Below are 24,558 nucleotides of genomic sequence, written 5' to 3'. Positions count from 1 at the left end.
TTTAAAGTAGGTTTGTTAATTCTCTTCTTCATTGAATTCTTCCTGAAGTCTTCTGATGTGTTCTTCATCATGGAACCTCACATGAACGGTCTTGATTCTTTTCTTATCTACCGCTTTGATCGTAAAAGTAATGCCTTTGTATTCGATCTCTTTACCTGTAGATGGCATTTCCTGAAGCAGTTCCAGCATCAACCCACCCAAAGATTCCGACTCTCCTTTTACTTTATCAAAATAATCAGGATCAAGAAGCACCATTCTTTCAAAATCAATCAAAGACGTTTTCCCGTCAAAGATAAAGGAAGCGTCTTCAGTCTGGAAGTTTTCTAGTAAATCAGCATCAAACTCATCATTGATTTCTCCTACGATCTCCTCAATAATATCTTCAAGCGTTACCAATCCTGTTGTTCCTCCATATTCATCCACAATGATAGCCATGTGAACTCTTCTCTCTTGGAAGTCACGTAGCAGTTCATCAATTTTCTTTGATTCTGGAACATAATAAATGTCTTTGCGAACGATACGCTGCCATTCAAAATGCTCGTTTTTATCTAAATAAGGAAGAAGGTCTTTGATATATAATACACCAAATAAGGAGTCAATAGTATCGATGTAAACCGGCAGTCTTGAAAAACGTGACTTATTGATTGTATCCATTAATTCATGGAAATTAATCGACTTGTCCAAAGCATTCATGTCCGTTCTCGAAACCATGATTTGCTTTACTGTTTTCGATCCAAAACGGATGATGCCTTTCAACATTTCTGTGGCTTTATCATCAGATTGATCAGTGGCAAGATTTACAGCTTGGTCAATTTCCTGTACGGAAACTTCAAGGTTATAATTTCTTTTAGCTAAAGCTTTTTCCATGTAATTGCCCATACTTGTAAGCAAGTAAGCAAACGGCTTAAAGATCTTGATGGCTACTACCCAGAAGATCACCATTTTTTTGGCAAATAACAGGCTGTTGTTTGTTGCGTAAATTTTAGGTACAATTTCACCAATAAAGACTACTAATGCAGTCACCACAAAAGTCAGGGATATAAAAATCTCAATACCGTCTCTTGGGATATCAATCTGATCAGCTATCTGCCATGCAATAAAAGTTGAAATCATTACAACTGCTACATTGACAAAATTATTACAGATCAAAATGGTGGCTAAAAGCTCCTGTGGTTTTTGTAAAAGCTCGAAAACACTCTTTCCGATATTATCGTCGTCTTCGTGGCACGCTTTGACTTGATCAGCGGTTAAGGAGAAAAATGCGACTTCTGAACCTGATATCAAGCCAGAAGTAATAAGTAAAAGCACCACTATCAGTGAAGGACCCAATGGTATATCATTGAGTATAAACGCTAATAGTGGTATTAAAGGATCACCTTCCATGTATGTTTCTTAAAATCAAAAATCTATTAGAAAGGCAGGTCGTCGTTACCACCTTCTGTTGAACTTAAATCAGGAGTAGGTGTCGCCGCAGGACTAGCACTTGGTGCAGATGGTGTTGCGTTTACTGCTGCAGGTGCATCAGCTGCAGTTGGAGGTACATAACCACTGTCTTGACCTTCTGGTCTATTATCCAGCATTTGCATCTCTCTAGCTACAACATCAGTTGTGTAACGAGTAATACCGTCTTTTTCATAACTACGAGTAGATAATTTACCTTCTACGTAAATTTTACTACCTTTTTTCAAATATCTTTCTGCGATAGTAGCCAAACCTCTCCACATTACTACGTTGTGCCATTCTGTTTGACTTTGTTTATTACCATCTCTGTCTGTATAGTTCTCAGTTGTTGCAAGAGAGAATGAAGCAACGCTAGCACCTCCTTCAAGGTGTCTAACTTCTGGGTCTCTACCTAAGTGTCCTACTAGTATGACTTTGTTTACTCCGGCCATTTTGTATTTTTAGTTGTTTCGATAATAAATTAAAATATGAATCATTAAGTCTAATGATGTAATATGTGAAGATTTTCTTCCATTCAACAAAATACTTAATAAATATATTTCGACAAATAATTCTCTATAATAATCGGCTTCCCGATATCTTTTATGGCATCAATATCATACCATTTATAATCAAACTGACCATTTGACAGATCAATTTCATTTTCTAAAGTGATATGATAAAAATCAATGTACAATCTTTGATGAGAAAGAATGTGTTTATATGATTCCGATTTTTGATAATGAACTGGAAATGAAAGCTCTAAAAGTGTCTGTTCTTTCACCTGCTCTTTTTTCAACTCTTCTACCTTCTCTGAATGATGAATCAAAGGAAAGTCATAAAGTCCATTCCATATTCCTTTTCCTTCTCTTTTCTTCATCATCAATTTCCCTTTATATTCTATAACGAGATACTGATAATAATGGTCTGTGACTTTGACCTTTTTTAGCTTTACAGGAAGGCTTCCAATACTGTCATTCTCCCTTGCCAGACATTCTTGAACAAATGGGCAGGGTTCACATTTTGGACTCTTTGGAACACATTGAATTGCTCCCATTTCCATGAGTGCCTGATTGAAAATATCGGGTGAGGTTTCTGATATCAATTCATTGGCTACTTCCGAAAACACTTTCTGTCCTTTTCCTGAAGCAATGTCTTCTTTTATGTCAAAAACTCTGGAAAGTACTCTATATACGTTTCCGTCAACTGTGGCTACTTTTTCTCCAAATGCAAAAGAAGCAATAGCCGCCGCTGTATATTTACCAACCCCTTTCAAGGTCAACAAGTCTTTGTAATTCTCCGGGAATTTTCCTCCCCATTGTTCCATTACTTCATTAGCGGCCTTATGCATATTCCTTGCTCTGGAATAATAACCTAATCCCTGCCACAGATGAAGTATTTTGTCAATCTCTGCTTCTGCAAAATCTTTGACAGTGGGGAAGTTTTGAAGGAACTTCTCATAGTAAGGAAGTCCTTGCTGTACTCTTGTTTGCTGTAGTATTATTTCTGAAAGCCAAATCTTATAAGGGTCGTTGGTATGCCTCCAGGGTAAATCCCTTTTATTTTGTTCATACCAGCTGATTAGCTGTGTCGAAAAGTCCATTGTTATTGTTCTGCCTTTTCAAGATGTTGCATTCTTGTCAACATCTTGCTAAATATTTTCTCTAAAATTACCTTCATTGGATACACCAAAATCAAAGCTACAACTAACCAAGCTGCACCGCCTTGAAGCATCAAAAGACCAATTTCTTTCAAACCCTCCAATAAGCCTGCATCAATACTCGCTTGTAGTTTTTCAAAAGTCACACCTTCCGCTTTCTTTCCGAACCATGATGAACCTAGTTCGATATAAGGAACTATCAGAAGAACTTGCAGAGGATAAATAGCATAGTTGGCAATCTGTATTGCCAGTTGATTCAGTCTTAAAACTGAAGCGGCAATCAGACAAATCCATGTACAAAAACCCAACAATGGTGATGAACCTATCAATAATCCTACTGCAAAACTCCACGCTAGTTTAGAAGGAGTTAAACCTTGTCTTAATAGTGTACGCAACGGTACTAAAACACGGTGTGTAACTGTATGTTTGACAGAAAGACGGATTTTTTCTAAAATCTCCATGAAGCTATTTGCTGAATAAAATGAGGAACTGAAGAAGGCTCAATAATAATAGCATAGACAATACCGAACAAAGCACCGTATAAGTGAGCTGAGTGGTTGATATTACTATCCATATTATTGGTTTGATATTGTGAATAAATCAGATAAATCGCACCCCAAATGAAACCTGGAAAACATAAAACTCCATATAAACAGATATCATTTAAAGGTGTATATAAAATGCTTGCGAAAATAATAGCAGAAACACCGCCCGAAGCACCTAAAGATCTATAGTGATAATTATTCTTATGCTTAAGAAAAGTTGGAATATCAGCAACCACAGCTCCTAATATAAATAGACCAAAATAAGCTACAGCCCCTAAAATTGGATCTCCTAACAGATAATTAAACCATGCATCAATATTGCTCCCGAAGAAATACAGTGTAAACATATTGAAGAAAAGATGCATCCAACTTCCATGTACAAAAGCAGAAGATACAAAACGGTACCATTGATTTTGCTTTTGCACCAAATAAGGCTGCATCATCATTTTATCCAATAAGGCAGGTTTTTGCCATGCATAATAACTGATGCCAACATTTAATATGATAAGAATTAATGTGAGATTCATGTACGTAATCTAAATTATAACTTTGAGACTGCAAGTTAGTTGATAAAGTGTAGGTTTAAAAAAAGTGAGTAAGGAAGCGTTATAAATTATGATTTTGTAAGGTGTATTTGTAAATAAATGACAAGTATTAAAATTTGATAAGTCTTTATTTACAGAAAACTGTAGTACTTTAAGTTTCAATCTATTATATTTGCACCGCTTTAAGGGGAACGAGTTTCCTCAATGTTTAACTGTGTCATAAAGGACGAGTTCCTTTCCAACACACAAATTGCTTTAAAAATGGCAGTAAAAATCCGTTTGGCACGTCGTGGCCGTAAGAGAAGACCTATTTACAACGTAGTAGTAGCAGACGCTAGAGCTCCACGTGACGGTCGTTTCATCGAGAAATTAGGTACTTTTAACCCTAACACTGATCCTGCAACTATCGATATCGATCCTGCAGCTGCAGCTAAGTGGTTATTAGATGGTGCTCAACCAACTGATACAGCTCGTATGGTTCTTTCTAAAGCTGGTGCGATGTACAAGAAACACCTTCAAGTTGGTGTTAACAAAGGTGCAAAAACACAAGAAGAGGCAGATCAATTATTTGACGCTTGGATGTCAGAAAGATCTTCTGCTTATGCTGCTGATTTAGAAGCTAAGAAAGCTGCTGCTGAAGCTGCTGTTAAAGCTGAATTAGAAGCTGGTATTGCTGCTCGTAAGGCTGCTGAAGAAGCTGAGAAAAAAGCTGAGGCTGAAGCTCTTGCTGCTGCTGCCGCTGCTGAAGCTGCAAAAAAAGCTGAAGAAGCTGCTGAAGAGGCTCCTGCAGAGGACGCTTCAGAAGAGTCAACTGAAGAAGCTGCTGAGTAATCCCAGCACAAATCTTAAGTCGAAGGTGAATACCGTTGTATTTACCCCGTAAACTAGGTTTATTGTAAGCCCCAAATCGAAAATATATAGTCCTACCCCTCCCAAGGGTAGGACTTTTTTATGTGCTAAGAATACTCTTCAATTTTCGTCAACTTTCAATCGATTTTTCTGTAAGCTTTTTATGTTCTACTTCCAAGCAACCTTCTTCTTCATTTTTGTCTTAACACAAAAACGAAGCAAAAAAGTCAAGGCTTTGAAGTCAAAAGCTAAATTCCATTCCTCTCGCCTAAATGATTTTAAACTCGCTAAAGCTCAAACAAGAAAATCATTTTTAACGGCTCAATACATGAAATTCTTAACGCTTTTCCCTTCAAGGCCGGGGGAGCACTACCAAATGAATAGAGTAGAAAGTCCATTGGCGCGAATGTTAAGCATAAGCGTCATTTGTATCCTACAGATCATCAGAAATCTCCTGATTTCTAATTGCCATAATTTAGTTTACAGTGTAATAAGTACTAGGACTTTTTGAATGAAGAGTTAAGAATTAAGACAAGGTGATCTGTACTGTGGTCCGTGTGCACGTTGCAATACAACATCTCTGTAACGGTATCCACCATCATAAATACCATTTTATTTACCAGAACACTACACATTTTTCTTCATTCATCATTCTTCATCAAAAAATATCCCTTTTCTGTCCTGTGCTTAAACATTAAAATAGCTTCTGAGAGTGCTTTCGCTTAGAGGTTTTCTTCCTCCAAGTAATCCAGATAAAAATTAAGTTTGAATTTGCTCACTTTCCATTTGCCTAATACCTTTTCTCTTGCAATATGACGAGCTGAAGACAGAGGAGTCGCAGATATAGAGAAAAACTTACTCTCTTTATCCGTATTTTCACTATCTATCCATTGCAATGAAACCCCAACATTTTCTAAGCTTTTATCAAGATGAATGCTGTAAGGTTTCAAATCAACTTTATGCCAGCCTCTAAACTGATTCTCTATCTTGAAAATAATGTCTTGATCATTGATTAGTTCAGCAGGCTCACCGTTTTCTATTGTATAAAAATGTAAGCGGAATTTGACAAACCTATATTCATTACTGCTGACGTGAAAATTAAGAGATTGTAGTAAGCAATTTTTCTTTACTGGAAGAATCATTCCTCTTTCTTTCCCTATATGATTAGACTCAACCTCTCCGTAGATAAAAAAATTATTATGAAAAAAAGCGAGCAAAGTATAGGCCTTCCCTAGCTTTTTAGGTTTAGGGTTCTTCTCTTTATGATTTTCAGAAGTAACACTCACGGTCTCTAGAAAAACCGTGTCCTTCTTCAATAAGATTTCAGAAGTATGATGAAGTTTTTCGATTGAAATTCCCTTCGTTTTATAGCCAATACAAGAAAATGTCACTATCTCCTTTTCATCTATACCTGAAGGTATTTTTAGTACAAAATTTCCCTTTTGATCTGAAATAGTCCCAATACCTTTATCGGCTAAACCAATATTGACATAAGGTATTACATTGTCTGATTCTTCACTTTTAATTTGACCATTAAAAGCTGTTTGACTGTAAGTAAGCTGATGAATGAATAAAAGAATAAAAAGGCTGAAGAAGTAATTCATTTAGAGTTATAGTTTTGTAAATAGTTCATTGACACTACTCTATTGACCCACAAATGATAACAGGCGTTGGTTTACTCTAAAATTAAGGCACAAAAAAAGCTAGCTCAAATCAATGAACTAGCTCTATATTTTTAAACAGACAGTGTCTGATCAATTCTTAGTAACGGTAGTGCTCCACTTTGTAAGGACCATCTACTTTTACACCGATGTAATTTGCTTGATCTTCTGAAAGTGTCTCTAACTCAACACCGATCTTCGCTAAATGAAGTCTTGCTACTTTCTCATCTAAGTGCTTAGGTAACATGTAAACTTTATTTTCGTACTGATCAGTATTTTGCCATAACTCAAGCTGTGCTAAAGTTTGGTTAGTGAAAGAGTTAGACATTACAAACGAAGGGTGGCCAGTAGCACAACCTAAGTTTACTAATCTACCTTCTGCTAAGATGATTACATCATTTCCTGAAGCAACAGTGTACTTGTCTACTTGAGGTTTGATGTTCACTTTAGTGTCACCATAAGTCTCGTTTAACCAAGCCATATCGATTTCGTTGTCGAAGTGACCGATGTTACAAACGATAGCTTTATCTTTTACTTTCTCGAAGTGACGACCTACAACGATGTCTTTGTTACCAGTAGTAGTAACAACGATATCACCTTCTAAAATAGCGTCATCCATTTTCTTCACTTCAAAACCGTCCATTGCAGCTTGTAAAGCACAGATTGGATCGATTTCAGTAACGATAACACGAGCACCTGCACCTCTTAATGAAGCAGCAGAACCTTTACCTACATCACCGTAACCAGCAACAACTGCAACTTTACCTGCAATCATTACGTCAGTAGCACGACGGATACCGTCTACTAATGATTCTTTACATCCGTATTTGTTATCAAACTTAGACTTTGTTACTGAGTCGTTGATATTGATAGCAGGGATTGGTAAAGTACCGTTTTTCTCACGGTCATGTAATCTCAATACACCTGTTGTAGTTTCTTCAGAAAGACCTTTGATACCGCTTACTAATTCAGGGTAACGGTCGAAAACCATGTTAGTAAGGTCTCCACCATCATCTAAGATCATGTTTAGAGGCTTACCGTCTTCGAAAGCGTGTAAAGTTTGCTCAATACACCAATCAAACTCTTCCTCAGTTAAACCTTTCCAAGCATAAACTGGAACACCTGCCGCTGCAATTGCTGCCGCTGCTTGGTCTTGAGTTGAGAATATGTTACATGATGACCATGTTACCTCAGCACCTAACTCAACAAGAGTCTCGATTAAAACGGCTGTTTGAATAGTCATGTGAAGACATCCAGCAATTCTAGCACCTTTCAATGGCTTAGAAGGTCCGAACTCTTCTCTTAAAGACATTAAACCTGGCATTTCTGCTTCAGCCAGTTCAATTTCTTTTCTTCCCCAGTCAGCTAAAGAAATATCTTTAACCTTGTATTTAACTGTTGTACTTTCCACTTGTAAATTTTATTTGATTTTCTAATTACAAATCTAACACATTTTTATGGATTAGAATTGATACTAAGTAAAATAGTAACTTGTTAACACTATTTTTAAGCGATTTTGTTTATTAAATCCTACTATTTTTTTTCAAAGATTTACAGTTTCATTTAATTTTAACAAAGTATGATGTAAATTTCGATACCGAATTGAAAAGCTACTATTGTAACAAACAAATTCGTAGTTTTTAATTTTTTTAATCCGCCTTCTGTACACTGTTGTGTAACCTTATCCGTACGAATGATTCAGAGTAAAAATATATATATTCTATCTACCTTATTTTTGATGTGCAGTTTTTCTATTCCGAACTTTTCTTTCGGAGCAGAAAAAGACAGCCTGTTCAATCAGCTTACCTTAGAGCAAAAAATCGGGCAGCTTGTTTTTGCACTTCCTCAGCAAAATGACAAGGAGATAAAAGCACTTGGAAGAGAAAATAAATTGGGGGGTGTTATTTTTGATAAATACTGTTCTAAAAACACCTACACTTATTTCAACAACCTCAACAAACTGCCTAATAAAGTACCTGTACTGATTGGAGTGAAGTCACAAGAGGCTATCCATTGTCTTGATAACAACTATAACGTTTTACCTGATAAATACCATTTGAGTGCTATTGGAAGCAATATTTTCACTTATAATACTTATCATGAAATCGGTAAAATCAATAAGAAACTGAATATTGATTTTTTCCTTGCGGAAACGTTATCTATACAGCACAACAACAGTTCAAAACTTTATGGGTTTGGAAGCGACCCCAATAATGTGCAACAAAAAAATCATGCAGCTCTTAAGGGACTTCATCAATCACAAATTCTAGCAGGAACTGAACTGCCTGTAAAATCTGAGTTTTATGAGACTTTAGACAATAATGAGCAACAGGTTTTAAAACAGTTACTGAAAGACAGCTTGAATATTATCACTCCTTCAGATGTACTTTTTGATGTTTCTCTATTCAATACTACATTTATTCACTTTCTGACTGATTCCCTTTCTTACAATGGGCTACTCTTTACAGGTGATTTATCGGCAGGGGCAAGTATTCAGGATACAAAAAAAAATGCTATTGAAGCTCTGAAAAGAGGGCATGATGTGCTGGTGCTTTCGGACCATCACCTTGAAGTAATCAAAGCCATTAAAATAGCGGTGAAACAAGGAACGTTAGCCATGGAAATTATTGACGAGCACTATGAGAAAATCAAAAAATATAAGGCTGACAAGGATAATCACATTATAGACTATTCTAATCCTCATGAATTGGATGCTATTGGTTCTGAAACTTATGAAAAGTCAGTCACAGTACTTTCAAATCTTGATTCTATAATTCCTCTCCCTAGTCTGAATACAAAGAAATATCAGCTGATCAGTATTGGAACACGAAAAACAGACGATGTTTTTGCCAGTACATTGAAAATGTTTATTGATTTTGATTATCATAAGATTGAGCATTCCAGCTTTTCCACCGCACAAGTCAATCTTCTTTTAGAAACTTGTAAGAAAAAAGATATTGTACTGATTAATATTGTATGCCAGCAGGAAAATTCTAAGCACCGTTTCGGGGTGAGTTATGCTACGGAGCAATTGATAGAACAGCTACAGCGAAAAACAAATGTGATTGTAGTGATAAGCGGTCAGCCTAATGGTTTAAAGTATCTTTCTAAAACTAGAAACTTGCTGATCAATTACTCCACAACTGATTATGCCCAAAAAGCAAATGCACAGGTGATTGCAGGAGCTTTGGCTACTAATGGTAAACTGCCTGTAAATATTACAGATCGTTTTGCGTTAAATACAGGAGAAAAAGTTAAAAGTATGGGAAGGCTTGGTTATGGCAAACCGGAGCAAGTGGGCCTTGATGGAGAGGTTTTAAGTCACCTGATAGACAGCATAGCAAATCAAGCTATCAATATGGAAGCGACTCCCGGCTGTCAAGTGGTTGTGGCTAAAAATGGAAAAATTGTTTTTGAAAAATCATACGGTTATTTCACTTATGAGAAAGAAGTGCCCGTTACGAACCAAACCGTTTATGATATTGCCTCCGTTACAAAAGTAGCTTCTACTACTCAGGCTTTAATGATGCTGGATTATAAAGACAGTATCAATGTCAATAGCAGACTGAAAGATTATCTTCCTGAAACTGATACCACCAATAAAGGAAATATAAGACTGATTCAGTTTCTTACTCACACAGCTCCACTCAGAGGTGGTTATTATTTCTGGGGACATGTTTATGACAAAGACACAAAGAAATACAATCCCACCTACTTAAGCCCCATCAAAAAAGACGGTTTCTCTGTACAGGTTACTCCTGATTTGTATGCAACCGACAGTATAAAAGACACTATGTGGAAATGGCTTCTGGAATCTCCTATTTCTACAAGAAGAAAATATACTTCAGAAATTTACAGGTACTGGTACAGTGATTTAGGCTATTATTTCCTTCAAAGAGTGGTGGAAAGCAAGACTCGTATGTCACTGGATAGATTTACTCAAGACAGCCTCTACAATCCATTAGGAACAAGAACTCTGGGCTACATGCCATTGAAAAGGGTGAATATTTCAAGAATTCCCCCAACTGAGATGGATATCAATTACAGACAGTCCTTAATCAAAGGATATGTACACGACCCTTCTGCTGACTTGATGGGTGGTGTAGGCGGACACGCCGGTGTTTTCTCCAATGCACATGATTTAGCAATTCTGATGCAGATGAACCTGCAAAATGGCTCTTATGGAGAGAAAACTTATTTTGATAAAGCAACACTCAACAAATATAACCGTCAGCCCTACCTCAGATTTAAAAACAGAAGGGGCTTAGGATGGGATAAACCACCTAAAAAAGGAGATTCTGGCAATACAGCCCCTGAAGCTCCAAAATCTACTTTTGGTCACACTGGCTTTACAGGAACGTGTGCATGGGTGGATCCGGATAATCAGATTGTCTATGTATTTTTATCTAACAGAGTGTACCCAACGGCAAGAAATAATAAATTAGCGAAAGAAAATATAAGAGAGAATATTCAGTCTGCTATCTACAAATCCATGGAAACGAGCAGATAAAATAAAATATTGACGTTTATTATTAATATAATACGTTCAATAATTTGGTTTGTAAAAAATATTCCTCTACTTTTGCATCGCTTTAAAGGAAAAAGCACTTCAAATGGCTCCGTAGCTCAACTGAATAGAGCATCACATTACGGCTGTGAAGGTTCCAGGTTTGAATCCTGGCGGGGTCACAATCTTTTTCCTAGAGAGCAAAATGGCTCCGTAGCTCAACTGAATAGAGCATCACATTACGGCTGTGAAGGTTCCAGGTTTGAATCCTGGCGGGGTCACTAAAAAAGGTCAGAATCGAAAGATTTTGACCTTTTTTTATTGCATTTATTTTTTCTACTAAATAGAATCATCATTCACTAAATCTATTTGCATTCCCTTCGGAAAAAATATTTCCTCATCATAAAACAAAATATTCTCAACCGGAAACGTCGCTTCAATTGGTGCTTTATCTATTGCCAAGCTCGTTTTCATACTGATTCTTTTTCCTTTCCCCAATGCTAATTTACCTTCAAAAGAAGTCCATGAAACAGGTATTTTCTGCTGATCGATATGGAGATAAGGTTTTGGAGTAGTAAGCCACAGATCTAGTTCTGTATGATTGATCCAGATCACTTCAAGGTTGAGCTTCTCACCATCATACACACAATTTATATGACTGATCAACCCTGCCACATTCCATTCATTTTCTGACATCACCATACTTTCCGCTCCTTTTATGTCTCTTTTAGCACTAAGTTTCTGCTTTAAGTGAGCACTTATTTTCTCCTCCCAATTGAGGTTATTTTGAGATAAATGATAGCTCTTTTTGTTGGATACATAAGGGAAAGTTTCTAAATAATAATTATACACTTTAGAATTCAGCTGAAACCTGATGTACTGCAACTGCCCTTCTTCTTGGTAACTGATCATATAATGACTCCTCAAAGGGCCGCTTTCATTGATCTGAGTATATTTTAAGGTGTTATTGAGAGGGCTGACTGTTTTTGAAATGATAGTATCATTTTCTATCCAAGTTCTTCCAGCAACTAATACTGCTGAAGGTCTGCTGTCAATGGTAGACAATTGCAATGGCTCTAAGTAACCACTGCCGTCATACTTTATTATGTATAGCAGTTCATGTGATTCCGGCACTGCCTTGATCGTTATTTCACAGTCGTTATCATTTATCTTCAAAGTGGTTTGACGGGCGTCATAAAGCCACTGATCCTGTTTTTTTGCTGTCTCCTTTTGAGGTTGTTTTATATTACATGCCGAAAGAAACAGAAGAAGAAGTATTAAAATTCGCATTGGCTATAAATCAAAAAGGAGTACCTGAATAGAATCCAGGCACTCGAAAATTAACTTGAAATGATTATTACTTTGTCGACCAGATCGAGAAACTTCTTGGAGGACATTGGATTTTCACCCATGAACCACTTTGTACCCATGGCTCCCAATTAGAATGTCCTGTATAGTCTTTGATCTGTCTGTTGCTCCAGTTTGTAGGAATCCAACGCTCCTGCCAATTGTCTGAGTTATTGATATAAACTACCAATCCAGGATTGCCGTTGTAACCGTTTCTTCTTGCAATGTATTCGTCATTGTCAACGTGAAGGATAGAAGTATTACCAGTTGCAAAACTCTTGTGAATCCATAATAAGTTATTCATCATGTTTTTGTCCAACCACTCTTCATAATCTTTGTAGAATAAACAAGGGTAACCCTCATGCGTTAAGATGTAAGCATAAGCTAAATGCTTGTTCCAGATTTCATCAGTATCATGATTCGCTACGAACGTCACTGCTCTGTAGCTGTCTTTTTTCCAAAGCATGTCGCTATTCAATTCCCAAAGGTTATTACCATCAAAGGCTCTTTTCATGGCGTAGTAAGCGGCAAAGTCAAACGCTGCAGATTTTCTATCTGTGTTGTCTACCCACCATTTTAGTGTATTGGCATTTCCATCCCAAAGCTCACCTACGGCAAATCCACCAACATGATTCATCCACTCTTTGACAACCCAGCCGCCAAAGCCTTTCACATAATCAAATCTCCAGCCATCAAAGCCAAGATTATTTTTATAGTACTTACCTACACTTTCGTTGCTTCTCCATAACCAGTCCTGTACGTAACCTTTTACGTGGCTCAAGTCAGGGAATCCACCAAATACACCTTCATCATTGTTGGCGTCTAAGTTCGGGTGAAAATCATTGTACGTTCTGAAGAATTTGCCTGAAGCAGGCTCAAACTTTGTCCATGTATTAGTACCAGTGTATGGATTAGCCTCTAGTTGACCGCCACTGTTGTGATTCAATACAATATCAGCATACACTTCCATATTCTGGTTGTGTGCCTCACCAATCAGAGACCTTAACTCAGAACCAGATCCAAATCTTGTTTCTGTAGATCCCATTTGATTGTAATCTCCAAAGTCAAAGTAATCCATTGGATCATAGCCCATAGAGAAAGGACCGTTTTGAGCTTTTGAAGCTGGTGGTAACCAAATAGAACCAATACCTTGATTGCTCCATCCATTTAGTTTTCCTTTTACGGTATTCCACCAATTACCGCCTGCAGGTACATCCCAGTAAAACGCCTGCATCATCACCGGACCTCCCGGGCTGTCATAATATCTTTTGTTGGAAGATTCGTTAGTTACAAATGGTGCACCGTCGTGGTTGGTCACCTGCAAGTTCATGCTTGCTTTTGGTTCATGAGCTGGAATACTACTTTCTTCTTGATCCAGAATTTGAGTACAAGATAAACCTCCTAAAGTCAGAGATGAGAAAAGTAGAATTGATCTTAAATTCATTTTCATTTTTTCATACTTAGATTTATACAATGAGCATCTTCTTAAGAGCGCTAACTCTAAAAAAATGTTCAATAGATTGATGTTGCAATCTTACAAACCTAAACATATTGCAATCGTCTAAGATTCATAAATTGAAATGAATAGACTCAAAAAACAAGTACCATTTTTACAAATTGATACTCATAAACAATTCATATACAACTATATATATCTTTTGATGTATTTTTTACATTTTATATTATTGACACCTATTTATTCTTTATTCGATACTCATTTTTATTCTAAAATCTTCTTCACAGCTGTTTTTTTCATAAACTCCTTTGGCGTCATTCCTGTTGATTTCTTAAAAGCGCGGTTAAATGTGCTTTTGGAATGAAAACCTACCTCGTAAGCAATACTCAATAATGTTGTTTTCTCAGCATCTCCCATCATTACTCTTTTAATAAATGCCTGCACTCTATACTCGTTGACCAATTCTGGAAAATTCTTTTTGAATGACTGCTGAATCAATTTTGTCAATTTATGAGACGGGATATTCATTACATTAGAAACATCATTCAATGTTAAGTCTTGCTTGGTATAGAAATTTTCTTTTTCAAAAAGCACTGTTATTTGTTCTACAAAAGCAGTTACTTCTTTATCATTAGAAGGAAGTTCTTCTTTTTTATATGTGTTCTTTAATTCTATAGGCTTCAAAATAGAATGATAACGAAAAATCCACGCTGAAATAAATATCAGATACGCGAAAGTAGAATACCAAATCACTTCATCTGATAGATCCTGCAATAAAAATTGAGAAGAAAAAACAACAGCTCTGTAAATTTGAATTACAACGGAAATTGCATAAGCAACAAGTAATAATACAGTACTTTTTTGATGAAGTAAGAATGCTTCTTTTACTCCTTTTACAGTATTACTCTGGAACATATCTGTAGGGTAAGCTTGTAAATTTTTCCGTGAGTTATTCAAACTGAAAACTACAATCAATACCATTATTAATTTGATAAAAAGATTAATTGTAGGGTATTTCCGCTCTAAGAAAATAGTCAACAGTGTTTCTTCCTGAAAGAAATAAAGACTGAAAGAAATAAGTGAACAAATAATTAGTACTAATAGAATAGGTTTATTGCTTTGTGAGAAACGGAACGTCAGATTTTGAATAATTCCACTGCCAATCAATAATAATGGAATAGAGAGATAATGCACTAAGTGTAATCCACTAAAACTATTTTTAAAGGGCATACAGAGCGAAGTTGCAAACAGTAATACTACCGAAAAATTGATACTTAATATCAACAAGGAGAACTTAAATAGTGGTTGTTCATGGTTAATCCAAAGAAAAAACAACAATAAGAGTAAAAGATGAAAAAGTACAAATTGTGTCAATGAAGGCAATTCCCAAACCTTTGCCTTGTGAACATCTTCCCAATCCTCAATTACTAACTCCAATTGCTCCGGCCCCTTACTATGATGCGTATACATTCTATTGGGCCTGTATTTTCCGTTGGAAAGACATTCTATTGATGACCAACTTCCCCTAGTTATTTTAAACTCAAAACTTGATAGAATAGAAGGCAACGTCAAGGCGTAAACTCCTTTCTCGTTTTTATGAAACTGATAATTCAAGTCAGAAGGCTCCCAATTATTAAAATCACCTGTCAGGAAGAATTTAGATTCATAAGGCGTTGAAGGAGGTAAGTCTTGAAGTAAAATAGTGGTTTGTCCGGCAAGGTCTTCCCATCCTAATATATCTAAGAAGACTGTATCAGATTCATTTTCGGAGATAAACACACGGTTGGCTTTTGGCTTTCCATCATGCGTAGCTTCCACTTTTTCCCAGCTTCCTCTTGTAATTTTATACTCAAAGGCATTCAAGCTTGAAGAAATTGTGGCCACCCACTCTCCTTTTTGATTTCGATGAAACTGATACTTCGCGTCTGAAGGGTTCCAAGCATTAAAAGACCCTACCATAAAAAGAGGTTCCTCTTCTGGATGATGCAATGGGAGCTGATGGATAACAAATTCGACGGCTTCAACTGAAGGAGATAAACTTAAAGTACAGATGAAGGTGAAGTAAGTAAGTAATTGTTGGTAATAATTCATTTTCATAGATTTACTGGTAATCATCAATATACTATGCTCTGTTAAGATGATAAACTTTCTCCCTATTTTTTTATGCTTTTTACCTTACAAAAAAGACCCGACAATCGAAATTATCAGGCCTTCACTCACATTTATATCAAATATTTTCTAGAAAAATATTGTAGTTCCTACTCTGAAAGTTTGTCCGTAAGTTTGATCTGCTTTGTAGAAGCCTGACAACTGTAATTTTTCTTTCAAGGCGTAAGCCACTAACACCTCACACGCAAGATTTGTAGTCGAATACCTAAAATCAGGTAACTGTACGATGGGTGTTACTTGCACATAAGTTTTCGGACTAAGTACAATAGGTGTAATCACTTGGAAAGTCATACCGTGTAATGCTACATTTTCTCCATTCTCATTGATCTGCCCTGCTTTTTCAGACATATACTGATAAGAGATAATTGGGAAAAACTGCACTTTTTCAAATGCCATCACTCCCAATGTAAGACCTGGAGCAACCACCCAACGGCCATTCCCTAGACCTTGATCCACATTACCGGTAGGGCTATAAACGTCTACTGAGGGACCAAACGCTCCTAATAATTTATCGTAATTCTTGTAAGGTAAATAGAAATAACGCAAACGAACATCACCAATACCTGTTGCATTTGTCTCTGTATTCATAAGAATAGGAATTTCACCCAAAATCAAATGTTTATCAGAAGGTGCGATAATAAAAGAATTTCTTAAACCAATTTGATTCGAGGCTCCTACTTCAAACTGAATATCTGCCTGAGAATAAAAGTTGGTGGGCTTTGATGCATCAATGGTTTCATCTTGTGCCATCACATAATTTCCAAATAGCACAATAGATGCCAGCAAGCTAAATAATAAGTTTTTCATTTTTCTTCGTTAAAATTGCCACTTTTACTTTAAAAGGGAATTTGCTTGCTAATTCCCCTATTCTATTTCCTATTGCCTTAAACTAAATCACCGTAAACTTTCAATAGGCATTTCAGTAAATTTTTGATGTTCTACTTCAAAGTTTAGAAGTGAAAAGCCGGGGAAGTACTACCAAACGAAATGGATAGAGAGACCACTGACGCGAATGTTAAGCGATAGCGACATTCCTTTCGTATCTCTTTTTATTTGATAAACACACATAAACCGTTATTTCTAATCGATTCTAAATTCAGAAAACATTATTGTTTCAATTTTAAACGTACACTTATTTTTCATGAACTTAACTTCTATATAAAAGTTAAGTGAGGATACATCATAAATGCATTCTATTCAGCCCAAAACCTATAATTTTTTGCTGTATCACTCTATTTGATAGATCATTTCTATATAAAGCTTAGGGTTTTCTGAGTTGTATTTCCCTTTTCTATATGAGAGGCAAAAGTTCTTTCGTGAATAAACTCAGAAAAATAAAAACAAAATGGAAAACAGGTTATTTAAGACCATGCCCTATTTCTTCATTGCGGCACTAATTATACTTACCATTGGTAATTTATCTGCACAAGACCGACCAAAAGGATACCTATCAGTAACGACTTCAGGTTCTAGAGTAATGCAGAGAGATGCCTATTCAAAAATCTTAAGTATGGATTATAATCATTATGTCTCTGATTCATGGATGATTGGTGTGTCACTTATTGGTGATTGGGAAAGAGAAACCACTACATCATTTGTTGGAGATGTACAGAGAAGTGTCGAAACCGACCAACCTTTCAAAAGCTCAATTGCTATTTATGGTACTTATCTTTTTGGAAAAAATAAACATTGGGGTGTTGGTGGTGGTTATGCCAAAGACATAATCAGTGGAAGTGATTTCAAACTAGGCAATGATTATGTCGACGGTTTTGTGATGTACTTTATACCTATCAAAGGATTTGGCTACATCTGCCCAAGAGTAGGGTATGTACATGATATTCAAGACCAAGAACAAAGTATTTCGGCAGGGGTAAGCTTCAGCATCCCTTTAGGAGGCCGTAAATAAAATTTATTTTTTCCTTAAAAAGAGTTCTAGCCCAATACACAAACATGAATTTTAAGGGATGAAAATTTTTCACACACATCATATACATACAAGAATATTAGCCTTAGTGTTGGTAAGTACTAGGACAAACGAAAACGAGTGTTTCGTAGACCCATAATTGAAATTATGGGCTTTTGGGAAGATAAATCATTTATCAACTTATAATTATAATATTTGGCTTATCCGTATTTAAATGGCTATAAAGCCAGTAAATCTTTGAGGTATGTCAAGATTATAATGAAAGTTGAAAAATGTGATTGCTTCCCATAAGCCCATGACTTCCAGTCATGGTGCACGTAATTATTGTTCCAAAACTTTTGTCCTGGTACTTATTCTTTTTTTAAGCAATTGGATAGCATCTTTTCTTCACAAAAAAAGGTACTCCACATTATAATGTGAAAGTACCTCCTACAACATGTAACAAAAACGATCGGCAAAACCGATCTCCTTTGCAAAGTAAGTCTAATGTGTATTCTGAAATTTGATTATTAGTATTAAGATTTGGTAATATGAAATAATAGTTGTGGGTGAAGCACGGGATTAGTCAACTTATTGGCTGTCCAAAAACACCTAATATTTTTATTGTTATTATTTGCAGATTTCATGTGAATCCACAAATTCTCTAAACTTATTCTTTGTGTGATACCCTGAGTATGGGAAGTTCCTATTTGAGAAATCATCCCTTGAGGAAACATTGTCATCATATGGTTGGGTACCATATCTCCTTCTTTATATATGACAGGGTTTACTTCTACCCACTCTTCTTTTTTGTAATACCCCAGAGAGTGAATAGCTTTCTGTTCCTTCAGCTGTTTTACCAGTGCATCTGTAACATGATAGTTGCTATCTGATAAGATACAGATTTCCATACCCTCAGGTACCCTCGTATATCTATCATTTACATGTTCATAAACACCAAAGACAACAAAATCTCCTTCCTTAGATTGAAGAGCTTCTCTTTCAATTAGTTGATTAGTTTTATTATCATCATATATTTTCTGTGACATCGTCATTAATAGTTTCCTTTTTGGTACGTCCGCAAGTAAGAACATTCATTTTTAAAATGAAATAAGAAATGTGTGAATGGCACTATTTTTTTAGTAAATGGATTTTTTTTTGTGTTTTGAAAAAAAAGTATGCAACTTGATATGGAAAATATTTACTGGAAAAGCACTCTATTTTATCTCCTGATTATCAGAATCAATGGATTTTTCAGCGTTTTTTCTTTATCTATTATTATAGGATGTTTATTCTATAAACTTATCACAAACTATTTAATTTAATTACTGACTATGTCTGAACAACTAGTTGCTCCCAACGTCATTGAGGTTGAGCTTTATGCGGATGAAATCATCAAAAACTTCAACAACATGTACACTGAAACAGGTTCTCCTGTACAGCCTGTAGTCATTGATCCTTTTGTAAAAACGGATATCAGTGGTATCAAAAACATCAAATCTGGAGAAACAATCAATGTCAAACTTGCTCAAGAAACTGTAGATAAGCTAAAAGCAAAGTTGATCTACCTTCAAGTACAAAACTTAACTACCAACTCTAAAGACATCATGGGTAAAGTAGCTTGGTCAAAGTATTTTGATTTTAAAGACCCTACTGACAAAAAGTTAACAACTATCGCTCCTAATGGCTGTATCTATTTTGAGCCTGGTGACGATGGGGAAATCAATGCAAAAACAGTCAAATTTGAGGAAGACAAAGATGATATTTTGATCTCTTATTATGTAGTTCTGAAATTTAAACTGAAGGATGAAAATGGAGATGTTCAAAAATACTATTGCATAATTGATCCAATTGGGCAGATTAGTAGAGATCAAACATAAAATATTATCATGAACATAAAGAAAATATACTACTTTTTTTTAATTAGCTTTTTTTTATGTTGTCATAACCTATCAGCTGAAAATAAAAAATTAGCTGATAGGCTGATTACTTATGTTAATGTAAATAAAGATATTTTATCTGAGGATTCTACCGCATTTTATTACTCTAGAATTGGTTACAACTTAAACAATTTTAATGGTCTACAATATTTGCATAAGGCAATTGAAATTACAAAAAAGACTAATAACCTTGAACTCCAATCAAAAATATTAGAAAATATAAGCAACATTCACCGACTGTTAGGAAATAAGGTTAAAGCTATCAACTATATCTTACAAGCAATTGAAATAAATAAAGAGTTCAACAATAGAGATCTCGAAGCATTAAACTACTCTCAACTTGCCAATATTTACTATTCAGACAAAGATTATATAAAAGCAAAAGAATATTATGAAAAAGCTTTAGCTATTTTTCCAAAAAACTTTCAGGATAATTCAAAAGCTTCATTATTAAACTATATGATGCTGATATTAAATACAGGAGACACTTACAGAATTCTTAAAGATTACACTAGAGCAATAAATTCATTCACTGAAGTTTTATCATTAAATGAAGCAACAAAAAAAAATGAGATAATATTTGGGTATGCACATGGTAATCTAGGCATGGCTCAGATGTCCATCCAACAAACTTTTGAAGCTGAAAAAAATCTAAAACTTGGTGTACATTACTTAAAAAGAGTTGGAGATCATTTAACTGCAGAAATTTTTAGAGTAGAGTTAGGAAAACTACGCCTACAGGAAAAAAATGAGGAATATGCCGAAACGATATTCCTTAGTGCTTATAAACGATTCAAATCACTTCATGCAAAAGAACAAATCAGAGATATTTCAGAACTGTTAGCCTCTTTTTATGAGGAAATAGAGCAGTTGGACAAAGCCTTGTTCTACGAAAGGGAAAATGCACTATACAGAGACTCTTTGATCAATAAAGAAACGATCAAGAAAATGGAACAAGGGAAGCATCAGATAGAAATCAATGAGATGGAACATGAAATGGATTTACTCCGACAAGAAGCCATCTTCCGTGGGCAAACCAATAAAATTAATTTGGCGATCATCGTTGTTATTTTAATGTTCTTAGCTTATTTCTTTGTCATCAATCTCAGAAGAAAGAAAAGTAATGCTAAACTTCAATTCCAGAAAAACCTGATTGCAGGCAGAGAAATAGAAAAAGAAGTGTTGCTAAAAGAGTTAAACCATAGAGTAAAAAATAATTTACAAATGATCTCCAGTCTGCTCAATCTGCAGAGTAGAAAACTAGGAGATCATCCTGCTGTTAAAGCAATTGATTCTGGAAGATTCAGAGTAGAAGCCATGTCATTGATTCATCAAAAATTATATCAGACCGAGTTGCACTCTGAAATTGCCATCGAAAACTACATCGAGGAACTGGTACTTAACCTGTGCTATAGTTTTGATGCTCCTTTTACTCCTGAATTCAATACCAGACCTGTAATGCTGCATATTGACAAGGCAATCCCAATGGGGTTAATTATCAATGAATTTGTGACGAATGCCATGAAATATGCATTTGATGGAATCAAAGAACCTCAACTAAAAATACATTTAAGAGAATCTGATAATAAGGTTATCATTAAAGTTATAGACAATGGTGTAGGACTCAATAGCGGAAAGTCAACTGGCACCAATTTCGGTTTAAACCTTGTAGACTCTCTGGTAAAACAGCTTGATGGCAACATTTCTTTTGAGATAGGCAGAGGCACAACTTGTATTTTAGTGATCAATAAATAATTATGAGTAATCAAATCCATATATTAATTGTAGAAGATGAAGTACTGCTAGCTCAGGATTTACAATTACGTCTTGAAACTAATAGTGGCTACAAAACAATACTAGCTCAGAGTTATACAGAGGCAGTAGAAGTATTATCGACTTCAAAAATAGATTTTCTGATTATTGATATCACTTTAAAAGGACAAAGATCGGGAATTGACCTTGCAGCAACAGTAAACGAGAGTTTCCATATTCCTTTTATCTTTTTGACGTCCCATTCTGACCAGAAAACTTTTGAAAATGCAAAACTCTTCAGACCTAACGCCTACCTTCTAAAACCCTTTAATGATAGAATGATAAGCATGTCGATTGACCTAGCACTTGAACCTCCAAAAGACAGTCCACACTATGAAAGCGGAGCTGTACAAGGTAATGGTACAGTACTAAAACCTTTGTATATCAAACAGGATAATATTTATAAAAAGGTCAATATAGAAGATATCATGTATCTTGAAGCTGACAGTAATTATACGGTCATTCACACCAAGGATGTAAACTATACGTACTCCATGGTAATGAGAAAGATTCAGGAAAAATTAAAGTATCCCTTCTTTTTAAGAATTCACCGTAGCTACATCATCAACATTAATTATGTCACCTCATTTGACAGTAACTCCATCATATTGGACGAACGTTATAAACTTCCTGTCAGCAAACAAAATAGAGACGAGATGTTCAAGCATTTCGAAATACTATAAAAGCATGTTTGAAACATCTTTTTCGTAAAAAATATTCCAAACATGCTCAAAACAAAAGGCTATAATGTATCCACATTATAGCCTTTTGTCATTTTAAGTCTTAAGAGTTTAAATGCCTAAAATTTAGAATGTTTCATTTAAACTAAGGAAAAGTCCTTTGGCTCCATAATCACCCCAAGCATAATCCAATGTAATATTGGTTCTTGACTTTTTATTCAACATACATCTCAAACCCACTCCATATCCAAAATTATAATTCTGGAAAAGGTCAATATTAGCGTGGTCACTGCTTGCTGTAGTAGCATTAGCAAAAGCCACTGCACCTAATAAGTTAGGGTTCTTCTTTGTTCCGTAAAGATGTGCTCTGTATTCCAATTCAGTATAAACAATATTCTCACCTCTGAATCTTCCCTGTGTATACGCTCTTCCTGATCGTCCAAACTGATCCCAACCTAAAGCTGGAAGGTTCATGTATGGTGTCACTCCTGATGTCACAAAATTACCATATCCCCAAAATGCCAGCATATGATTAGGTTGTAAACCAGACTTCTTTTTACCCAATGCGAAGTAATCTCTATATTCTAACCAAAGTGAACTTGAAGCCACTGTACTTCCCATCCATTCTGGATTTATCCTGTAGGTTAACAATGCATACCTCCCTTCATAAGGATTGGCGGCATTATCTCTACTGTCGTACATCAAGTTTAAAGAAACACCTGATAACACATACTCTTCATCATTGATGCCATAGTAATCAGAGTAAGCTTTATGACTTGAATACCCATGTTCCTCATAATAAGTGTCTTTGATATCATAATGATAATCCATATGGTATCCCACACCAGCATAAAAGTTTTTCTTTACTTTGAATAATGCTGTTTCATGAAATCTGAAATATTTAAATTCCAAAAGCTGTGCATCATATCCTGGAGCAAAACCTTCGCCCAAGCTACCTGCTAAAGATTTTTGATCAGCAGGTCCCGTTCCCAAACCAAATGTAGGCTGAGAAGTATCAAACATTCTCCAATCTCCCAGTAGAATCATTTTATCTTCTGGCAAATAGATATTGCTTTTGTAAGTAAACATTAATTGATTCTTAGTAGAATAAGTCAATGTACCTAATGAGGTCGACATACGTGTAGTGGAAGGATCACCCATAAACATGTTGAAAGATCCTGCAAAACCGTAAAGCACACCAAATGTAGGGTTTGACGCCACCACCGGCAGAGGTGCGGCATAAAGTTTTCCTTTTTGTGGTTCTTCGTTTTTAGTCTTCTTTTTTTTCTCTTTTTTTCCTTCTTCCAAAGTGTTGATTTCAGTGGAATCCATAAAAGTAAATGCTTGAGCCTTATCAAAAATAAATAAGTTCAAGATGAAAAGTAGGGATAGTATTTTAGTTCTCATTTCTAATTAAATTCGTTGTGAATGAATCAGAAACAAATATATTTATTTAGTTTAATATCAACCATTATTTAATAATTTATTTAGTTAGTACTTAAACATTATTAGGATAACATTATAAATACTGGGACAAAAGTAAAGCTCACCTAAACCATTAGATGAGCTTACTATACTAGAATCATTTTCTCAGCACTATTACTACAAAACATCTACTCTCATAAGAGTATAATAAATCCCGTTTCAACTCGCCTTTATAGGACAAAGATTTATTAGCAGTTGTAAAATTGTAAGTACTTTCTTGCTTTCTGTGATAGTCTACTATTGTTATAAATACTAATTGTGTGTTTACTTCATAGATAGTTTTAGGTATTATGATTTCAATGTTGGTGGTTTTAGTTTTTAAAAAAGAGGGCTACTACTAAGAGTAGCCCCTTTCCATTTTTAATTGGTTAGTTTTAGCGACTCATTTCAATTAAATTACTGCTTTATCACTTATAATATCTTTCAGAATACAAATCGTATTTTAAATATCTTTTTATATTACTGAAGCATTTCATTGTATATATATATATAGGTATATGAACTTAGATCGCCCTAAATCATAAAACGTACTTCTGTTACGGTTAACTGATTTACATTA

At 35.3% G+C, this 24,558-nt stretch carries 19 protein-coding genes and 2 tRNA genes; 8 read left to right on the top strand and 13 right to left on the bottom strand.

The window, feature by feature from the left end; genetic code table 11:
• Positions 1-15: 15 nt before the first annotated feature.
• The 5 genes from gldE to HHU12_RS20640 form a co-directional block, all read right to left on the bottom strand.
• Complete coding sequence (gldE, locus tag HHU12_RS20660; protein WP_169658640.1) at positions 16-1,383, bottom strand: gliding motility-associated protein GldE; 1,368 nt, start codon at positions 1,381-1,383, stop codon at positions 16-18.
• Positions 1,384-1,409: 26 nt separating this feature from the next.
• On the bottom strand, positions 1,410-1,892 hold the full coding sequence (locus HHU12_RS20655) for a single-stranded DNA-binding protein (RefSeq protein ID WP_169658639.1): 483 nt from the start codon (positions 1,890-1,892) through the stop codon (positions 1,410-1,412).
• A gap of 95 nt (positions 1,893-1,987) precedes the next feature.
• On the bottom strand, positions 1,988-3,043 hold the full coding sequence (gene mutY / locus HHU12_RS20650; protein WP_169658638.1) for an A/G-specific adenine glycosylase: 1,056 nt from the start codon (positions 3,041-3,043) through the stop codon (positions 1,988-1,990).
• Between the two features lie 2 nt (positions 3,044-3,045).
• Positions 3,046-3,561: a DUF2062 domain-containing protein gene (locus HHU12_RS20645; protein WP_169658637.1), complete on the bottom strand. Its 516-nt coding sequence runs from the start codon at positions 3,559-3,561 to the stop codon at positions 3,046-3,048.
• Positions 3,549-4,172: a rhomboid family intramembrane serine protease gene (locus tag HHU12_RS20640; RefSeq protein ID WP_169658636.1), complete on the bottom strand. Its 624-nt coding sequence runs from the start codon at positions 4,170-4,172 to the stop codon at positions 3,549-3,551. Before HHU12_RS20640 ends, HHU12_RS20645 begins: the two co-directional genes overlap by 13 nt.
• A 279-nt stretch (positions 4,173-4,451) precedes the next feature.
• Between HHU12_RS20640 and HHU12_RS20635 the strand changes: the two genes are divergently transcribed.
• A complete protein-coding gene (locus HHU12_RS20635) occupies positions 4,452-5,021 on the top strand; it encodes a 30S ribosomal protein S16 (protein ID WP_169658635.1) in 570 nt (189 codons plus the stop codon).
• A gap of 740 nt (positions 5,022-5,761) precedes the next feature.
• Here HHU12_RS20635 and HHU12_RS20630 read toward each other — a convergent pair.
• The gene (locus HHU12_RS20630) at positions 5,762-6,643 is read right to left on the bottom strand and encodes a carboxypeptidase-like regulatory domain-containing protein (protein WP_169658634.1); all 882 of its coding nucleotides are present in this window, start codon (positions 6,641-6,643) and stop codon (positions 5,762-5,764) included.
• Between the two features lie 157 nt (positions 6,644-6,800).
• Positions 6,801-8,111, bottom strand: a complete 1,311-nt coding sequence (gene ahcY / locus HHU12_RS20625; protein ID WP_169658633.1) for an adenosylhomocysteinase — start codon at positions 8,109-8,111, stop codon at positions 6,801-6,803.
• A gap of 327 nt (positions 8,112-8,438) precedes the next feature.
• Between ahcY and HHU12_RS20620 the strand changes: the two genes are divergently transcribed.
• The 3 genes from HHU12_RS20620 to HHU12_RS20610 all read left to right on the top strand — a co-directional run bounded on the left by HHU12_RS20620 (position 8,439) and on the right by HHU12_RS20610 (position 11,488).
• Complete coding sequence (locus HHU12_RS20620; RefSeq protein ID WP_169658632.1) at positions 8,439-11,210, top strand: serine hydrolase; 2,772 nt, start codon at positions 8,439-8,441, stop codon at positions 11,208-11,210.
• Positions 11,211-11,315: 105 nt separating this feature from the next.
• A tRNA-Arg gene (locus HHU12_RS20615) sits at positions 11,316-11,389 on the top strand.
• 25 nt (positions 11,390-11,414) lie between these two features.
• Positions 11,415-11,488 (top strand) — tRNA-Arg (locus HHU12_RS20610).
• A 58-nt stretch (positions 11,489-11,546) separates the two neighbouring features.
• Here the strand turns inward: HHU12_RS20610 and HHU12_RS20605 are convergent.
• The 4 genes from HHU12_RS20605 to HHU12_RS20590 all read right to left on the bottom strand — a co-directional run bounded on the left by HHU12_RS20605 (position 11,547) and on the right by HHU12_RS20590 (position 16,986).
• Complete coding sequence (locus HHU12_RS20605) at positions 11,547-12,497, bottom strand: hypothetical protein (protein ID WP_169658631.1); 951 nt, start codon at positions 12,495-12,497, stop codon at positions 11,547-11,549.
• A 67-nt stretch (positions 12,498-12,564) separates the two neighbouring features.
• Entirely contained in the window at positions 12,565-13,998 is a 1,434-nt protein-coding gene (locus HHU12_RS20600; RefSeq protein ID WP_205959940.1) for an alpha-amylase, read from the bottom strand.
• A gap of 276 nt (positions 13,999-14,274) precedes the next feature.
• Positions 14,275-16,101, bottom strand: coding sequence for a helix-turn-helix domain-containing protein (locus HHU12_RS20595; RefSeq protein ID WP_169658629.1), 1,827 nt, complete (start codon positions 16,099-16,101; stop codon positions 14,275-14,277).
• Between the two features lie 147 nt (positions 16,102-16,248).
• Entirely contained in the window at positions 16,249-16,986 is a 738-nt protein-coding gene (locus tag HHU12_RS20590) for a transporter family protein (RefSeq protein WP_169658628.1), read from the bottom strand.
• Between the two features lie 538 nt (positions 16,987-17,524).
• Between HHU12_RS20590 and HHU12_RS20585 the strand changes: the two genes are divergently transcribed.
• Positions 17,525-18,085 (top strand): hypothetical protein, encoded by a 561-nt coding sequence (locus HHU12_RS20585; RefSeq protein WP_169658627.1) that lies wholly within the window; start codon positions 17,525-17,527, stop codon positions 18,083-18,085.
• 533 nt (positions 18,086-18,618) lie between these two features.
• On the opposite strand, the gene HHU12_RS20580 is transcribed toward HHU12_RS20585, so the two are convergent.
• Complete coding sequence (locus tag HHU12_RS20580) at positions 18,619-19,131, bottom strand: hypothetical protein (RefSeq protein ID WP_169658626.1); 513 nt, start codon at positions 19,129-19,131, stop codon at positions 18,619-18,621.
• A gap of 285 nt (positions 19,132-19,416) precedes the next feature.
• On the opposite strand from HHU12_RS20580, the gene HHU12_RS20575 reads away from it, so the two are divergent.
• From HHU12_RS20575 to HHU12_RS20565, 3 genes are all read left to right on the top strand, one after another.
• Positions 19,417-19,962, top strand: a complete 546-nt coding sequence (locus HHU12_RS20575; RefSeq protein ID WP_169658625.1) for a hypothetical protein — start codon at positions 19,417-19,419, stop codon at positions 19,960-19,962.
• 210 nt (positions 19,963-20,172) lie between these two features.
• Complete coding sequence (locus HHU12_RS20570) at positions 20,173-21,777, top strand: histidine kinase dimerization/phosphoacceptor domain -containing protein (RefSeq protein WP_169658624.1); 1,605 nt, start codon at positions 20,173-20,175, stop codon at positions 21,775-21,777.
• Between the two features lie 2 nt (positions 21,778-21,779).
• Positions 21,780-22,517, top strand: a complete 738-nt coding sequence (locus HHU12_RS20565) for a LytR/AlgR family response regulator transcription factor (RefSeq protein ID WP_169658623.1) — start codon at positions 21,780-21,782, stop codon at positions 22,515-22,517.
• A 123-nt stretch (positions 22,518-22,640) separates the two neighbouring features.
• Here the strand turns inward: HHU12_RS20565 and HHU12_RS20560 are convergent, their stop codons facing one another.
• Positions 22,641-23,921 (bottom strand): BamA/TamA family outer membrane protein, encoded by a 1,281-nt coding sequence (locus tag HHU12_RS20560; RefSeq protein WP_169658622.1) that lies wholly within the window; start codon positions 23,919-23,921, stop codon positions 22,641-22,643.
• Positions 23,922-24,558: the final 637 nt, after the last annotated feature.

The organism is Flammeovirga aprica JL-4 (assembly GCF_012844305.1).
GTDB classification, from domain to species: domain Bacteria; phylum Bacteroidota; class Bacteroidia; order Cytophagales; family Flammeovirgaceae; genus Flammeovirga; species Flammeovirga aprica.
This window is presented reverse-complemented; position numbering and strand designations above follow the sequence as displayed.

Excerpts from the sequence above, each read along its gene's own strand:
- gldE (WP_169658640.1), bottom strand. The coding sequence starts at position 1,383 with ATGGAAGGTGATCCTTTAATACCACTATTAGCGTTTATACTCAATGAT.
- HHU12_RS20655 (WP_169658639.1), bottom strand. The coding sequence starts at position 1,892 with ATGGCCGGAGTAAACAAAGTCATACTAGTAGGACACTTAGGTAGAGAC.
- mutY (WP_169658638.1), bottom strand. The coding sequence starts at position 3,043 with ATGGACTTTTCGACACAGCTAATCAGCTGGTATGAACAAAATAAAAGG.
- HHU12_RS20645 (WP_169658637.1), bottom strand. The coding sequence starts at position 3,561 with ATGGAGATTTTAGAAAAAATCCGTCTTTCTGTCAAACATACAGTTACA.
- HHU12_RS20640 (WP_169658636.1), bottom strand. The coding sequence starts at position 4,172 with ATGAATCTCACATTAATTCTTATCATATTAAATGTTGGCATCAGTTAT.
- HHU12_RS20635 (WP_169658635.1), top strand. The coding sequence starts at position 4,452 with ATGGCAGTAAAAATCCGTTTGGCACGTCGTGGCCGTAAGAGAAGACCT.
- HHU12_RS20630 (WP_169658634.1), bottom strand. The coding sequence starts at position 6,643 with ATGAATTACTTCTTCAGCCTTTTTATTCTTTTATTCATTCATCAGCTT.
- HHU12_RS20620 (WP_169658632.1), top strand. The coding sequence starts at position 8,439 with ATGTGCAGTTTTTCTATTCCGAACTTTTCTTTCGGAGCAGAAAAAGAC.
- HHU12_RS20605 (WP_169658631.1), bottom strand. The coding sequence starts at position 12,497 with ATGCGAATTTTAATACTTCTTCTTCTGTTTCTTTCGGCATGTAATATA.
- HHU12_RS20600 (WP_205959940.1), bottom strand. The coding sequence starts at position 13,998 with ATGAATTTAAGATCAATTCTACTTTTCTCATCTCTGACTTTAGGAGGT.
- HHU12_RS20595 (WP_169658629.1), bottom strand. The coding sequence starts at position 16,101 with ATGAATTATTACCAACAATTACTTACTTACTTCACCTTCATCTGTACT.
- HHU12_RS20590 (WP_169658628.1), bottom strand. The coding sequence starts at position 16,986 with ATGAAAAACTTATTATTTAGCTTGCTGGCATCTATTGTGCTATTTGGA.
- HHU12_RS20585 (WP_169658627.1), top strand. The coding sequence starts at position 17,525 with ATGGAAAACAGGTTATTTAAGACCATGCCCTATTTCTTCATTGCGGCA.
- HHU12_RS20580 (WP_169658626.1), bottom strand. The coding sequence starts at position 19,131 with ATGTCACAGAAAATATATGATGATAATAAAACTAATCAACTAATTGAA.
- HHU12_RS20575 (WP_169658625.1), top strand. The coding sequence starts at position 19,417 with ATGTCTGAACAACTAGTTGCTCCCAACGTCATTGAGGTTGAGCTTTAT.
- HHU12_RS20565 (WP_169658623.1), top strand. The coding sequence starts at position 21,780 with ATGAGTAATCAAATCCATATATTAATTGTAGAAGATGAAGTACTGCTA.
- HHU12_RS20560 (WP_169658622.1), bottom strand. The coding sequence starts at position 23,921 with ATGAGAACTAAAATACTATCCCTACTTTTCATCTTGAACTTATTTATT.